Origin of the sequence: Rhodococcus sp. YH3-3, from assembly GCF_001653035.1 — a bacterium.
Lineage (GTDB): Bacteria > Actinomycetota > Actinomycetes > Mycobacteriales > Mycobacteriaceae > Rhodococcus_F > Rhodococcus_F qingshengii.
Genome location: NZ_BCWH01000009.1, coordinates 1 through 14,640 on the forward strand (window position 1 = coordinate 1; position 14,640 = coordinate 14,640).

Annotated in this window: 12 protein-coding genes and 3 pseudogenes; 9 read left to right on the forward strand and 6 right to left on the reverse strand. The window is 60.9% G+C overall.

From position 1 onward, the window contains the following. The first annotated feature begins 702 nt into the window (after window positions 1-702). On the forward strand, window positions 703-1,422 hold the full coding sequence (locus YH3_RS34110) for a type IV toxin-antitoxin system AbiEi family antitoxin domain-containing protein (RefSeq protein ID WP_064445109.1): 720 nt from the start codon (window positions 703-705) through the stop codon (window positions 1,420-1,422). 13 nt (window positions 1,423-1,435) lie between these two features. After that, window positions 1,436-2,356, forward strand: a complete 921-nt coding sequence (locus YH3_RS34115) for a nucleotidyl transferase AbiEii/AbiGii toxin family protein (protein ID WP_064445110.1) — start codon at window positions 1,436-1,438, stop codon at window positions 2,354-2,356. A gap of 25 nt (window positions 2,357-2,381) precedes the next feature. On the opposite strand, the gene YH3_RS34120 is transcribed toward YH3_RS34115, so the two are convergent. Continuing rightward, complete coding sequence (locus YH3_RS34120) at window positions 2,382-3,389, reverse strand: IS481 family transposase (RefSeq protein ID WP_154100361.1); 1,008 nt, start codon at window positions 3,387-3,389, stop codon at window positions 2,382-2,384. A gap of 422 nt (window positions 3,390-3,811) precedes the next feature. Between YH3_RS34120 and YH3_RS34125 the strand changes: the two genes are divergently transcribed. Further along, window positions 3,812-4,990 carry an amino acid permease gene (locus tag YH3_RS34125; RefSeq protein ID WP_154100417.1) on the forward strand — a complete coding sequence of 393 codons (1,179 nt, stop codon included), beginning with the start codon at window positions 3,812-3,814 and terminating at the stop codon, window positions 4,988-4,990. Window positions 4,991-4,992: 2 nt separating this feature from the next. Here the strand turns inward: YH3_RS34125 and YH3_RS34130 are convergent, their stop codons facing one another. The 3 genes and pseudogenes from YH3_RS34130 to YH3_RS37470 form a co-directional block, all read right to left on the reverse strand. Then, window positions 4,993-5,304 carry a PadR family transcriptional regulator gene (locus YH3_RS34130; protein WP_054782151.1) on the reverse strand — a complete coding sequence of 104 codons (312 nt, stop codon included), beginning with the start codon at window positions 5,302-5,304 and terminating at the stop codon, window positions 4,993-4,995. Between the two features lie 51 nt (window positions 5,305-5,355). Next, window positions 5,356-5,982, reverse strand: coding sequence for a transposase (locus YH3_RS37465; protein ID WP_371595652.1), 627 nt, complete (start codon window positions 5,980-5,982; stop codon window positions 5,356-5,358). Then, window positions 5,930-6,738 (reverse strand): annotated as a pseudogene (locus YH3_RS37470) (IS110 family transposase). Before YH3_RS37470 ends, YH3_RS37465 begins: the two are co-directional and overlap by 53 nt. A 191-nt stretch (window positions 6,739-6,929) precedes the next feature. Here YH3_RS37470 and YH3_RS34140 point away from each other — a divergent pair. Beyond that, complete coding sequence (locus YH3_RS34140; RefSeq protein ID WP_154100414.1) at window positions 6,930-7,256, forward strand: hypothetical protein; 327 nt, start codon at window positions 6,930-6,932, stop codon at window positions 7,254-7,256. A gap of 9 nt (window positions 7,257-7,265) precedes the next feature. Here the strand turns inward: YH3_RS34140 and YH3_RS34145 are convergent. Next, a protein-coding gene (locus YH3_RS34145; RefSeq protein ID WP_154100271.1) for an IS3 family transposase occupies window positions 7,266-8,428 on the reverse strand; the annotation gives its coding sequence in 2 pieces (ribosomal slippage) (window positions 7,266-8,141 and window positions 8,144-8,428; 1,161 coding nt in all). A gap of 113 nt (window positions 8,429-8,541) precedes the next feature. Here YH3_RS34145 and YH3_RS34155 point away from each other — a divergent pair. After that, entirely contained in the window at window positions 8,542-8,835 is a 294-nt protein-coding gene (locus YH3_RS34155; RefSeq protein ID WP_154100415.1) for a hypothetical protein, read from the forward strand. A gap of 285 nt (window positions 8,836-9,120) precedes the next feature. Then, entirely contained in the window at window positions 9,121-10,227 is a 1,107-nt protein-coding gene (locus YH3_RS34160) for an IS110 family transposase (protein WP_082920800.1), read from the forward strand. 16 nt (window positions 10,228-10,243) lie between these two features. Here YH3_RS34160 and YH3_RS34165 read toward each other — a convergent pair. Beyond that, a pseudogene (locus tag YH3_RS34165) lies at window positions 10,244-11,551 on the reverse strand (MFS transporter); the annotation flags it as partial. A gap of 150 nt (window positions 11,552-11,701) precedes the next feature. Here YH3_RS34165 and YH3_RS34170 point away from each other — a divergent pair. The 3 genes and pseudogenes from YH3_RS34170 (at window position 11,702) to YH3_RS34185 (ending at window position 14,627) form a co-directional block, all read left to right on the forward strand. Then, entirely contained in the window at window positions 11,702-13,195 is a 1,494-nt protein-coding gene (locus YH3_RS34170; RefSeq protein ID WP_042449584.1) for a condensation domain-containing protein, read from the forward strand. Window positions 13,196-13,509: 314 nt separating this feature from the next. Further along, window positions 13,510-13,677, forward strand: a pseudogene (locus tag YH3_RS37055) (transposase); the annotation flags it as partial. Further along, window positions 13,644-14,627 carry an IS3 family transposase gene (locus tag YH3_RS34185; protein ID WP_238592793.1) on the forward strand — a complete coding sequence of 328 codons (984 nt, stop codon included), beginning with the start codon at window positions 13,644-13,646 and terminating at the stop codon, window positions 14,625-14,627. The pseudogene YH3_RS37055 and the gene YH3_RS34185, both read left to right, overlap by 34 nt. Window positions 14,628-14,640: the final 13 nt, after the last annotated feature.

Here is a 14,640-nt window from a genome sequence, read left to right on the forward strand (position 1 = left end):
ACTCGCTTCGCTCCTCTAAATTCCTGAATTTTCTTTGTCGCCAAAGTATTTGATCGGAACTGAGAGGTCGGTACCCAAGTATCAAACGAGGCTGGGGAGGCGCGCAGGTCGCTCGAAACTACCTCGTCTCGCGTCTGCCAGCTCATCGTCATCATGCTTCCCATCCTACAGGACCACACCCCAAACCGCAAAACAAAGTAGAATCACGAAACATTCAAATCGTATCCACCACAACATAATTGAAGCTTTACTAACACAACTTCATGCGTAATCATCGAAACCGATTACCCACCAAGTAATCACCCAAAGTTACTGAAACACAACAATATTCAAAAACACCCCAAAATCGGCTTCCACACGCCCGCCGCACCCCTGATCTACGAGCGCGCAACCCGAGCCGGCGCAGACGCCCGACCCATCGCATCCAGCTCTCAGAGCAATTCGAGAACCCGTACCAACCCGACAACAATCACCCCCAACGATTTCCCTCACCCTCCCACTGCAACCGAATGCCACCTCCGCCGCCGGGAGGCGGCACCCGAGCTCGTCGCATACACCACTCATTTGCCGACTCGGACATCGACGTGAACTGACTGAAAGACACCCCGACCGAACGAACCCGCTCAATCAGCCACTGAGCCTCATCGCAGTAAACTCCTGCGCATACTGCAATAATCACCTCCTGTGGGTTACTATTGCAGTATGCGCAGTGACAACAAGACCCTCGACCTGGCAGACCTCGCCGCCAGCCAATGGGGCCTGTTCACCACCGCACAAACCCGGACCCTCGGATTCTCCACCCAACGCATCGCCCGCCTCGCCGACCACGGCACCATCGAACGACTCCGCCACGGGGTCTACCGAATCAGCGGCGCACCGAGTGTCCCCCACGAACAGCTCCGCGCGGCATGGCTGATGATCGAACCAGCAGTCACCGCAGGCGAACGGCTCGACGCCGAACACCCCGGCGTCGTCTCCCATCGCTCCGCCGCCAGACTCCACGACCTCGGCGACCTCGACGCCGACGTCATGGAGTTCGCCACCACCGGCCGCAAACAATCCCGCCTCGCCGATGTCCGATACCGCACCGCCCGGCCAGGCCGGAGCCGGTGGACTCTCCTCGACGGCCTCCCCGTCAGCACCGCCCTCGCCACCATCGACGACCTCGCCGCCGACCACCTCGACGGCGGACACCTCGCCTCCGTCGTACGCGACGCCGTCACCACCAACCTCGTCGACACCGAGGACCTGATCGCCGTGTTGGGGCAGCACGCGCACAAGTACGGGACCACACCCGGTGACGGCGCAGGTCTACTCGACCGGCTACTGACCGAGGCCGGCATACCGGAGTCGACGCTGGCATTGAGTCGCCGCCTCATCCCCGGTGGGAACACCACTGCCGCAGCCACCATGTCCAGCTGATCAGAAGGACCACATGAGCACCGACAGACCGCCCCGCAGCAACAACCCGGCGGCATTCAACCGCTCTCTCAAGGACCGGATCCGCAACGAAACCACTTCCCGAGGCCGCAGCACCGAACAGTTGCGACGCGAGTTCTTCCTCCAACGCTTCCTCGCCCGCGTGTTCTCCGAACCCGGCGAGCGCTGGCTACTCAAAGGGGGCGCCTCACTGCTGGTGCGCCGACCCGATGCCCGCTACAGCCAGGACATCGACCTGCTGCACACCTCCGCCGCCGTCGCTGACGCGCTGCACGAACTCGTCGCGATCGCCGAAACGGACAGCGATCTCGACCCGTTCCGGTTCGTGTTCGACCCACCGCGACTAATGACCGGCGGCGTATCCGGAGCCAGCGTGAAAGTGAAGGTCTACCTCGGCGCCGTTCAACTCGCAGACTTCCCGATCGACCTGTCCACCGAACTGGTCCCGGTCGGCGACGTGGACTACCAGCTTCCTCGCCCGGTGGTCGAGATGGACGAGCTGGCGCCCATGCCGAAATTCGCTTTATACCCACTGCCGCAACAGGTTTCCGACAAGGTGTGCGCAATGTACGAACGGTACGGAGACCTGCAACAACCCTCGACGCGCTACCACGACCTGGTCGACCTCGCGTTGATCGTGACCGCGTGGGCCCTCGACGCCGCCCTCACCCGCACCGCCCTGCAACGTGAATCCGCACGGCGCACACTGACACTGCCAACCACCCTCGCTGAGCCTGCACCATCCTGGACTGCCGGCTACGCCAAAATCGCCAAAACCGTACCCGGACTCCCCGAACACGCACGCGAAATCGACGGCGCACTACGCATCGTCGGCCAATGCCTCAACCCACTACTCGGCCGCCACCTCGACACCGGAACATGGAACCCGATCGAATCGAACTGGTCCACGTTCTAGCGATGAAAACGTCGAGGAACTCCCACTAGCTGTATGAGGCACGGACGTTAGTTACGCGGTGCCGGCGGTAAGCGGCAGGCGGTCGTCCTCCGCGTGTTGAATGCGGTCGGTGATAATTATAGTGAACATTCCAGATTTCGACGGCGGTGCGACGCTGGGCTTCGCTGGTGTACTCGCGGGAGTACAGCAGTTCTTCGGCGAGGATGCGGTTGTAGCGCTCGACCTTCCCGTTGTGTTTCGGGGTGTACGGCTTGATCCGGTAGTGCCGTGCCTCTCGCAGTGAAGATGTGAAATCTGCTGCGCGATAGCATGATCCGTTGTCGGTGATCACGCGCTCGATGCGAGCGATTCCGTGTGCGGCGAAGAAGACGCGGGCGTTGTTCATGAAATCGATGGCTGTTGCAGCGGTTTCGTTGTCGCGGGCTTCGGTGTACGCCAGGCGGGTGTTGCCGTCGATCGCGGAATGCAGATAGGTGTAGCCGAGGCGGGCCTGTTTGTTCTTCTTTTTCCGGCGCTCGGATCGTTTGGCCTGCTCGGAGCCGCGGCCGTGGGCACGCCAGCCGCCGCCGTCGGGGATCTTCCCGACTTTCTTCACATCGACGTGGACCATCTGACCAGGTCGTTTCGCAATGATGACCTGGGGTTTTCGGTTGGTTTCGCCGTTCGGGTCGATGAACCGGCGACGGTGCAATCCTAGGTTCCGCAGAATTTTCGTGACTGTTCGACGAGCAATGACGATGCCGTCGGTTCCCAGTTCGAAGGTGATGCGTGAGGCCGACCATTTTCGGGTTCGTCGCATGGATTCGATCTCGGTCACGATCCCTGCCGCGGTGGCGGCCGGTTGGTGTATTGGTGTGCTGGATCGGTCCTGCAGTCCCAGGTCACCGTACTTGCGGTGCCGGTTGACCCACTTGGATGCGCATTGGCGTGAGATACCCATTTCTGCGGCGACGTGGGCGATCGGACGGCTCTGGCACCGCTCGACGAGTCGTCGTCTTCCTTCGACAGTGAGTGGGGCATTACGGTGTGTCACAGGGCTGGTCCTTTTTGGTCGAGAACGGTTGTGTCGCAACTCCCATTCTTACGCCGAGGACCAGCCCGTCTACTTCAGTCCCGCGTCAACAACGTCCATACCCACAACAACTAGCCCGAAGAACCAGCGGCCGAACCAACCACCAGCGATAGAACCGATCAGTGCGGCGGGGATCTGACGGTGCGGCATCCTCGATGGATCGATTGTTCACCTGACCGACATCTCGTTCCCCTCTGCGATTCACCCTTATCGCCTCTACTATCAGAGTCCGATATCGGATCACGATATCGAGATTCGAGAGGGAGTCTGTCGTGACGTCATCGCCCGGCACAGAATCACCATCGCCTGCAGGTGCACCGGATTCACCACACTTGCAACGCAGGCTCGGTGTCACTGATTCGGTGGTGATCGGGTTGGGCGCCATGGTCGGCGCCGGAATCTTCGCAGCCCTCGGACCGGCAGCTGCGGCAGCACATGGTGGTTTGTTGATCGCGTTGGCGGTGGCCGCGGTGATCGCGTACTGCAACGCGACGTCCTCGGCTCGTCTGGCCGCGCTGTATCCGGAATCCGGTGGCACGTACGTGTACGGGCGTGAACGGCTGGGGCCGTTCTGGGGATATCTCGCGGCGTGGGGATTCGTCGTCGGTAAGACCGCGTCGTGTGCCGCCATGGCGTTAACGGTAGGTACATATGCGTGGCCGGGGCACGAACATCTCGTCGCTGTCTTCGCGGTCATGGTGATCACCGGTGTGAACTACGTCGGTGTGCAGAAGTCGGCGATGCTCGCTCGGATCATCGTGACGGTAGTTCTGGCGATCCTCGCTCTCGTGGTGGTGTTGTGCCTGACCGGAACCTCCGTCGCCCAGTCGCCGTTCGCCACAGATGGGGCGATGTCCTTCACCGGGGTGGTGCAGGCCGCCGGTCTACTGTTCTTCGCGTTCGCCGGCTACGCACGTATCGCCACACTCGGCGAGGAAGTTCACGATCCGAAACGCACTATCCCACGTGCCATTCCGATCGCCTTGGCCATCACGCTGGTCGTGTATGCGGTGGTGGCGATCGCGGTTCTGAGCGCACTAGGCACCGAAGGACTCGCCGCGGCGACCGATCCGCTGGCGCAGGCAGTGCGGGCGGCGGGATTCGGCCAGTTCGAGGTGATCGTGCGGATCGGCGCTGTCGTCGCAGCACTCGGCTCACTGCTCTCACTGGTGCTGGGGGTGTCACGGACATCGTTCGCCATGGCACGAGACGGGTATCTTCCACGTGCTCTGGCCCAGGTTCATCCGCGGTTCGGAGTGCCCCATCGCGCCGAGTTGGTCGTCGGCCTCGTCGTTGCGGTCGCGGCGGTTACCGCCGATGTGCGTGAGGTGATCGGGTTCTCCTCGTTCGCGGTGCTGGCGTACTACTTGATTGCGAATGCGTCCGCGTGGACGTTGTCGCCGCGCACTCGCACTCGGGTGGTGCCGACTCTCGGTGCTCTCGGATGTGTATTGCTGGCAGCATTCTTGCCGGCTGCATCAGTCGCCGCTGGCGTCGGTGTACTCGCAATCGGCGCACTCATCTACGCGGCGCGCCAGAGGACCACGAAACCTGTTCGGTGAGATCAGTTCTCCGACCACGACGGGCCGAGCACCTCACGGGCCAATTCCGCCAAGGATGCCCGATCCTCGGCCAAAGCTACCTCTCCGGCTTCCGTTGCGCGATACACCCGACGATTACGTCCTTCGGAGACAACAGATTCCGATTCGAGGAGCCCGTCGACTTCGAGACGGTGCAACGTCGGATAAAGGGTGCCTGGGCTGACCTTGTAACCATGGTGGGCAAGCTCCTCCGACATCCACGCCCCGTAAATCGGTTCCTGCGCAGCGTGATGAAGAATATGCAGTCGCACAGCGGCCCGCTGGAATTCCTTCACCAATCACCTCACTGAGCGTCGAGGACCGAATACCGATATCGGGTTCCGATGTTACCCGTGAAAGGCCACTGCGCCGTCGCGCTCGAAGTCCGGCATTCGATAGGGACAGCCGTCCCGCAACATCGCCCACAACACGTTTAGTCGCCGTCTCGCAAGGGCGAGCACTGCTTGCGTATGGTGTTTCCCTTCCACACGTTTACGATTGTAGAAGAGCTGCGATTGATCGTTGTGCCGAATACTGAGCTGCGCCGACAGGTAGAAAACACGTAACAACCTGCGGTCATATCGGCGCGGCCGGCGGAGATTTCCACTGACCCGCCCAGAATCACGCGGCGCCGGCGCCAGACCGGAGATGCCCGCCAATCTGTCGGCAGATCCGAACGCAGACACATCACCTCCAGTCGCGGCAAGGAGTTCGGCACCAAGTAGCGGTCCGAAACATGGCATAGATTCGATCACCTCCGCGTGGCGGTGGCGACGAAACCGCTCCTCAATCGCGGAATCCAACTCCCGCAGTTCAACGTTCAGGCTAAGAACCTGGTGCGCCAGCCTGCCTACCGTCGATGCGGCGACATCTTGACCAGCCACCCGCACCAACTGCCCGCGTGCAGCCTCGATCGCAGTATCAGCAAGCCGAGAGGCGTTGTATACCTTCTTCTTCCGCAGCCACGCTTCCAACTTCGTCCGACCAAGTTTCTGAAGTCCGCCGGGCGTTTGATAGCGGGACAACAAGATCAACCCCTACGGAGTTACTTACATCGAGTGATCTTTCGAGCGTCGGGAAATACCCGGTGAGCAATGCCCGCAGTCGATTGATCGCCCGGGTCCGATCACGCATCAAATCCGTGCGTCGAGAGGTCAAGATCTTCAACTCCACACTGATCTCACCGTCCACCCGCATCGGATGCAGATCACGGCGCATCCGCGCCTGATCAGCAATGATCGCCGCATCTTTCGCATCGGTCTTGCTGTCACCGCGATAGCTGCAGCGGCGTGATAAACGATCCGGCCGGGCAGATACAACAACGTCTGATCTCGGTCTGCGAGCAGCGCGATCAGCAGTCCAGCACCGCCGCTGTTTGAGATCCACCGCCCACATCACCACACCACCACCGGCGAGATCGACGACGTTGTCGACGAGCGTCGTCAGATCTGCTCGTCGTTGGCGACCCGGCGAGAGAGCAATTGCGTTCCGTCACTGTCAATCACCACGCAGTGGTGGTGGGCTTTACCTGCGTCTATACCTGCCCAGAGTTGCTTCACGCGCTCCCCTTCGGTCGGTTCTCGAGTCGGGTGAAAACCTGGTGGACGACCCCTCCGTCGTGTCCTTACACAGCGATATGGTTCGCGTCTCTCGATGAGCGGTCGAGTCGTCGAGAACACCGGGCGGCCATTCTCCTTCAGCCATGTGCACGGCAGAAACAAAGAAGCCATACCCGGCGTTCCCAGGCAGCTCCGAACCTACAAATGTTCGGCCAATGCCGCCCGCAAAAACGGTAAGGAAACAAATCAACGGTTTTTCAGAGCGGAGCGCAGCGGAGTTCATTTCGGGGGACACCGCAGGTGGCCGGGTCAACCGGATATGTGTGGAGATGGGCTTCTCAAGCGTCCATAGGATTACACCTATGCCAGCTGACGAGTACATGAGACGAGTGCGCCCAGCGATCAGCGCATTGAATGCCTTCCGAGCAAGCCTGACTGCCAGCCTCGATATCGACAGCGGTGGATTCGAGTATTGGTCGGGATACCTGGACTGGAAGACACGCGTACTACTGGCCGACTACTTAATCCAGACAGTGGGCGGTGCCGCAGAGGCGCTGACCTCGGCTTCGCTCGCAGCCGTCGATCACAAGGAACAAGCCCACGCCGAGAACCATGCAGTGAAGCACGCCTGGCGGGCTCTGAACCAGAGTTCTACGCAGCGGCCTTGGGTCTGCTGCACGATCAGGTGACAGGTTGAGTCACGCAGCCTGAGTGGCTGGTGTGGTCATGATGGTCTCGTATTCTATGGGGGTCAATCGGCCGAGTCCGACTTGGCGGCGTCGGCGGTGGTAGGTCTTTTCGATCCAGGTGACGATCGCGATCCTGAGATCGTCACGGGTGCGCCAGGGGCGGCGGTCCAGGACGTTCTTTTGCAGTAGAGAGAAGAAGCTCTCCATGGCGGCATTGTCGCCGGCCGCAGCGACGCGGCCCATCGAGCCGACCATGTGATGGCGGCTCAGAGCGCGGACGAATTTTTTTGATTGAAATTGCGATCCTCTGTCGGTGTGGACCACGCAGCCTGCGACGAAATCTCGGCGGGCGACGGCGTTGTCGAGCGCATCGACCGCGAGCCGGGACTTCATCCGATCGCTGATGGAGTAGCCAACGATCCGGTTGGAGAATACGTCTTTGAACGCGCACATGTAGAGCTTGCCTTCGCTCGTCCAATGCTCTGTGATGTCGCCCAACCACAGCTGATTCGCAGCATCGGCGGTGAAGTTGCGTTGGACGTGGTCGTCGTGGACCGCAGGCCCCGGGCGCTTGGCTTTTCCGCGTTTCTTGCCGAACCCCCTCCCCCAGCCGTTGTTCGAGCAGATCCGCCACGCTGTGCGCTCGGCCATCACCTGGCCGACGTCGCGAGCCTCGTAGAACAGGAACCGGTAGCCGAACTCCGGGTCGTCCTTATGGGCCCTGAACAGAGCGTTCGCCCGGTAGGCCTCCGCGAGGTCGGCATCGGTCACCGGGTCAGCCAGCCACCGGTAGTAGGGCTGGCGAGCGATCTCGAGTACCCGGCACGTCACCGTGACGGGAATGCCGTCCTCGGCCAGCTCACGAACGAGCGGGTACATCATTTTCCCGGCAGGTTCGCCTGGGAAAGATAGGCGGCAGCACGGCGCAAGACTTCGTTCTCCTGCTCGAGCAACCGGATTCGCTTGCGCAGTTCCCGGTTCTCGACCACGTCCTCACCGGTAGTTCCTGATTTGATTCCGTCCTCGATATCGGCCACTTTCAGCCAACCCGTCAGGCAGGATTCACTGATCCCGAAGTCGGCGGCGATCTGCTTCAACAGCATTCCGGGCTCGCGACTGCGGGCAACCCGAACAACGTCCTCACGGAACTCTCGGGGATAGGGCTTCGGCATGGTGCACATCCTTCCAGCGGCACCTCTCGGCACCACAGATCAGATGTCACCTATCCGTGCAGCAGACCCCTTCGACAGAGCAGTATCTCGCAGCCATGCCACGTGGCGAAGCTGTGGAGCGTCGGGCGCAGCGACTAACTGCATCGGCTGAGCAATGCTTCTTTCATCTCGGGCAGGTACTTGACCGCCTCGCTGCAGCAATCATCATTGTGGGCGGATACGGCAACAAGAATGTGGTCCAGTCCGACTGGAAATCGATCGAAGATTTGCGTACCGCTGCGAGAAAGTCGCCACAGAAACCAAAGAACCTGTTCGACTATCCCTTGATCATCGAAGCAGACACTCCCGGCGGTCAGGTACAGCGACGTTTACTTGCCGCGACTGATCCCACACCATTCGGACAGTGAGACTGTTTGTGCCGGTGTTTTCGGATTTCCTGACCGTTAACGCATGGAGACGAGAGAATGCTGGTGCCGGGAGTTCCCAGTGTTCCTGACCCGCACTCCGATCGACGATCGTATGTCTTTCCTTGGATTTGTCGGTCCCTGGGACCCCCGGGTGAGGCGCTACGCCTCACCGTCGGGGTGACCTGAGGAGAGCCTGCACCACCAGGTGCTCATCACTGTCTTGTCCGCCGGTTCGGTCGATGCGCGGCGCCGCCTTGCTCATCGGTCAACGGAGAGGAAAGCGACATGACAAGGATGCCTGACAAAGCCGATCTCGATCAAGACCGGGAAGTGTTCGCCGGAGTCGATACCCACAAAGAACTGCACGTCGCCGCGGTGATCGATACCGACGACAACGTCCTCGGAACTCGCAGTTTTCCGACCACCCGAAACGGGTATCGAACCATGCTGACCTGGATCGGCGAGTACGGCAATCTGATCCGGATCGGTATTGAGGGCACTGGCTCCTACGGAGCTGGGCTGACCCGCCACCTCGCGAAAGCCGGCGTGACGGTACTCGAGGTGGACCGCCCCGATCGCTCGGACCGCCGCCGTAAGGGCAAAAACGACGACCTCGATGCCATTAACGCAGCGCGTGCAGCCAAAACCAACCGGCGCACCACCACCCCGAAATCGAAAGACGGTGCCGTCGAGTCACTTCGTGTGTTGAGGGTGACCCGAGCCCATTCGGTACGAGAGCGGCGCAGTGCGCTGCAACTATGGCGGATGACGATCATCTCCGCTCCCGACGAGCTGCGCGAGCAGGTCCGCGATCTGACGCGGATGCAGCTGATACGCCTCCTCGCCGCGTGGCGGCCGGATGTCTCGAACGCTACCGATCCTGTGACCGCCTACCGGGTTTCGCTGAAATCCCTGGCTCGCCGCTATCTCGAATTGACCGACGAGATCGCCGATCTCGACGAACTGATCAACCCGATCGTGAAAGCCCTCGCACCTCAACTACTCGAGCGCGTCGGAATCGGTATCGAAGTCGCCGGACAAATGCTTGTCACCGCCGGCGACAATTCCGATCGAATGAAATCCGAAGCCGCGTTCGCGATGCTATGCGGTGTCGCGCCGCTACCCGCATCTTCTGGCATGACCCAACGCCACCGCCTCAATCGCGGCGGTGACCGCCAAGCCAACCGAGCCTTGCATCTGGCCGTCATCGGCCGCATTCGACTCGACCCGAAAACCCAGGCCTACGTAGAGAAGAAAACCAGCGAAGGCCACTCGAAACTGGAAACCATTCGGTGCCTGAAACGCTACCTGGCTCGCGAGGTCTACTACCTCCTCAACCCTGGACCGCAGACCATCACCCCGAACACCCGACACCATCGAAAAGCAGCTTGACTCTCAGGAGAGCATCCAAGGCCAGTCCGATGGAGCTGCCAACCTGCTGAACGGTAGGAAGCAGTCCCGACACCGAACCCGCGTGCGCGGGTTCGACCGTCGCAAGGATCGCGGTTTGCAGTGGTGCCACGAACAGTCCGAGACCTGCGCCACCGAGAAGCAGCGGACCGGCGAGCGCGAGCCAGCGTGGATCGGTTCCTTCGCGTTCGAGGATGATCGACAGCGCGATCAGCGAGCCGGCAAAGACGACCATCCCCAGGATCAGAACACGGTTTCCGAGCATCCGGTACACCGCCGATGAGAGAACCGCCGCCACGCCCATTCCGACGGCCCACGGCAGCGTCATGACGCCCGCTCGCAATGCGGAGAACCCGAAGCCGAACTGAAGGGTGAGACTGATGGTGAAGATCAAGGAAGTCAGGGTGCCGAAGAAAACGAACGCAAGAACCGCGCCGATTGTGAAGGCTCGGTCGCGGAAAAGCTCGAGACGAAGGACCGGATCGCCGCCTCGTTTCGCCAAACGCGATTCGTAGAGCACAAACGCCAATGCCACCGGCACCGACATCGCGAGCATTACGACAAGACCTGTGGGCCATCCGCGCGCCCTTCCCTCGGCCAGGGGAAGGATCAGCAGGAACAGCGCCAGTGATGACAGTGCGGCGCCGATGAGGTCCAGTGAGCGCACATGCTCAGCGCGAGCATCGACGAGATGGAAATATCCGAGAATCAAGGCGGCGATGCCGATCGGGATGTTGACGAAGAAGATCAGGCGCCAGCCCCAGTCGAACAGATTCCACTCGATCAGCAGCCCGCCGATCAGAGGCCCACTGACCGTTGCGAGCCCGATGGTCGCACCGTAGATCCCGAAGACTCGCGGATGCCTGGCCTTCGGAAACAGACCCGAGATGATGGCGAACGTCTGGGCGGACATCGAACCGGCCGCCAATCCTTGCAGACCCCGGAAGACGATCAACATCGTCGCGCTCTGCGCGAGCCCGCACAGCAACGAGGCAACCACGAATACGGACAGGGCGGTCAGAAAAACAACTCTACGGCCGAACAGGTCCCCCAGCCGCGCTGCAGTGATCAACGAACACGCGAAAGCCAGGATGTACACGCTGACCATGAGCAACTGCGCCGATACGCCTGCTTGAAGATCGACGGCGATACTCGGAAGCGCGACGTTGACGATGGTCGCGTCGAGCAATTGCATGAATGCCGCCGCCAGACTCGTCGCCAACCCGAGCCAGGGCGTCAGAGAACCAGCTCGCCGCCCGCCCTTGTGGTCGGCGCCGACAGCGTCACCTAAAGGGTCCGGAAGCACCGAATGATCCTAATCGAACACAACGCTTCTAGAACCTGTTCTTGTTTAGATTGTAGTATTTCGGACAATTCAGTCCCCCAGATGGGATAGTTCGTCGTCTGCCCATTTTCAGAGCAGGCTTCTCGACGACACACGCAGGAGTTCTACTCGATGGATCTGAACTTGATCACCCATTGGCACCCGCTTCCTGGGCGGGTAATCGAATGGGGCGTCACGCATGCTTCCGCTCAACGAGCCGCCGAAGCCGAGATCGACCGAGAACTACCCCCGACCACGATGCAGGATCGCCACCTGCGACGCGCCCGCGTCACCGCAGAGAAGGGCGATCCGCAGTCTCCGTGGATCGGTATCGCCTTCGATTTCGCAGGAACACTGGACCGCGACGCCATGACGCGAGCACTTCAGCGCTACATCCGTCGCCACGACACGCTGCACAGCTGGTTCTCGTTCGACGAAGCAACCACCGACGCTGCGGACACCTCGTTCGAGGTCCGTCGACACGTGGTGCCGGTCGAAAGCATCGAACTCGAGTACCGCGTCGGCGACGACGTCTCCGAATCCGAGGCGATCCGCGCGCTCGTCGCGACCAAGTTCGCCACCGAAACCAGCGCGCTGCAGTGGCCGGCCTTCGTGTTCGGTGCCGTCGAGCACCACCATGCCGACCTCGAAGCCGATCCGAGCTTCACCCTGTTCCATGCAGTCGACCACGCCCATTCGGACATGAACTCGATGGTGCTGATGTACGCAGAATTGCGTCAGCTCTACGCCGCGGAAACGACCGGATCGCATCCCGAGCTCGGGCCGGCCGGAAGTTACGCACAGTTCGGTCGCGTCGAACGCGAGCGAACAACCGAACTGACGATGCAGTCACCCGAAGTGCACCAGTGGCTCGGTTACCTCATGCGCAGCGGCGGCTCGTTCCCCGGATTTCCGCTCCCGCTCGGGGCCGAAGACGCGCCCAAACCGGCTATCGGTTCACGCTTCGACCTGGCCGACGACATCGAGTGCGAGAAGTTCGGTGCGGTTTGTAAAGCCAACGGCGCCAACTTCATCGGCGGAATGTTCACCGCGCTCGCGATTGCGGAATTCGAACTCGCCGGACGCGACAAGTACATCGCCCTCTCGCCGGTCAGCACACGAACCGAGGCCGACTCGTTTGCGCAGGGCTGGTACATCAACCTGATCCCGGTCGGCATCGACGTCGACGACAAGCGACGCTTCACCGAGTTGGCAAAGCTCGGGCAGCAGGGGTACCACGACGGCAAGGCACTCCTCGATGTCTCTGTGCAGCAGGTCATCGATCTGGTTCTGTCGAGCTTGGCCGAGTCGGATTCCGCACCCGGCGGACTGTCGAAGACGCTCACCCCGCCGCCGATCGTCTCGTACATCGACGGCCGACGCATGCCGGATCCATACAGTTACGCCGAGACGAAGGCAACGGGAATCGTCGGCGGCAAAGAGACTCAAATCGCGTCGATGTGGATCAACCGGATGCACACCGGAACCTGGATCGCCGTGTCTCACCCCGACACCCCCATTGCCCACGAATCGGCCACCCGCTTCGCCGAGCATGTCTCGAAGATCATCAAAACTGTTGCAGCTCAAGGCGACTACTCGTTCGTGGCACCAGAGGGAGTGGCCTGATGCATGGGTGGCTTCCATGGCTGCGGGACACACGTAACGCGATGACTCACCGCTCCCCGGCAACGAAGATGAACATAATGGTCAACGGCAGCACTTTCACGCGAGTGTTTTACCGTCACCCGAAGTGGAGCGAGATCCAGTCATTCGTGTACTCGACCCGAAATGAAGGCAGCGGACTCCTCACACCCCAGCTGGCCTTTCAGCAGCAGTTCTTGATGAAGTCGAGCTCGGATGTGTGGCATGACCCCCGTGAAGTGACCCGCAAGTTATGAGAATCCTTCCGCCCTGATCAAGGGCATGAAAGGCTTCATCTCATGGCTGGACGCAAACGGCACACACCCGAACAGATCATCCGCAAACTGCGCCACGGCGACGAACTCGCCGCCACAGGCGCCGACGTCGAGGAAATCGCCCGACAACTCGACGTCTCGGTGCCGACGCTCTACAACTGGCGCAAGCAGTACGGCGGTATGAAAGCCGACGACGCCAAAGAGTTCAAGGAACTCAAGAACGAAAACGCCCTGCTCAAGAAGCTCCTCGCCGAAGCCGAGCTCGAAAAGGCTGCCCTCAAGGAGATCGCGAAGGGAAAATTCTGAGCCCGACCGCCAAACGAAACGCCGTGACGATGCTCCAGGAAACAATGGGGCTCTCGCAGCGTTTCGCCTGCAGAATCGTCGGGCAACCACGATCGACCCAACGCAAGAAAGTAGCAAGGAACACCTCGGATGATCCGGATGCCGATCTGCGGAAGTGGTTGCGGGACTGGGCCAAAGTCAACCAGCGAAAAGGGTTCCGGCGGGCATGGGCGGACTTGCGTGCCGCGGGCTGGGTGATTAACAAGAAGAAGGTTCAGCGACTCTGGCGCGAGGAAGGACTGCGGGTGAACGTCCGCAAGATACGTAAACGGGCCGGCGCCTCGACTACTCCGATCACCGAGGCAGATGCACCGAAGGTTGTGTGGGCGATCGACTTTCAGTTCGACTCGACCACCGAGGGCCGGAAGTTCAAGATCGCGTCGATGGTCGACGAACACACCCGCCAGTCCGTACTGAACATTGTCGAGCGATCCATCCCGGCAGAGGACCTCGTCGCAGCGTTGAAGAAGGCGTTCGCGCTCTGGGGCGGCCCACCGCAGGTCCTGCGGTGCGACAACGGGCCCGAGTTCATCTCCGAGGCGCTGAGGACGTTCTGCGAGGATCAGGTCGGTATCGGCTACGTTCCACCTGGTCAGCCGTGGAAAAACGGCTACATCGAGTCCTTCAACAACCGTGTCCGTGACGAATGCCTGAACATGAACGAATTCCACAGCCTCCTCGAAGCTCGGGTGGTCATCGAGGACTGGAAGGAGGACTACAACAACCGGCACCGTCATTCATCGCTGGCGTATCGAACTCCAAATGAGTACGCTGCCAGCTGTATTCACACGCATTGATTCTCTGATAGCG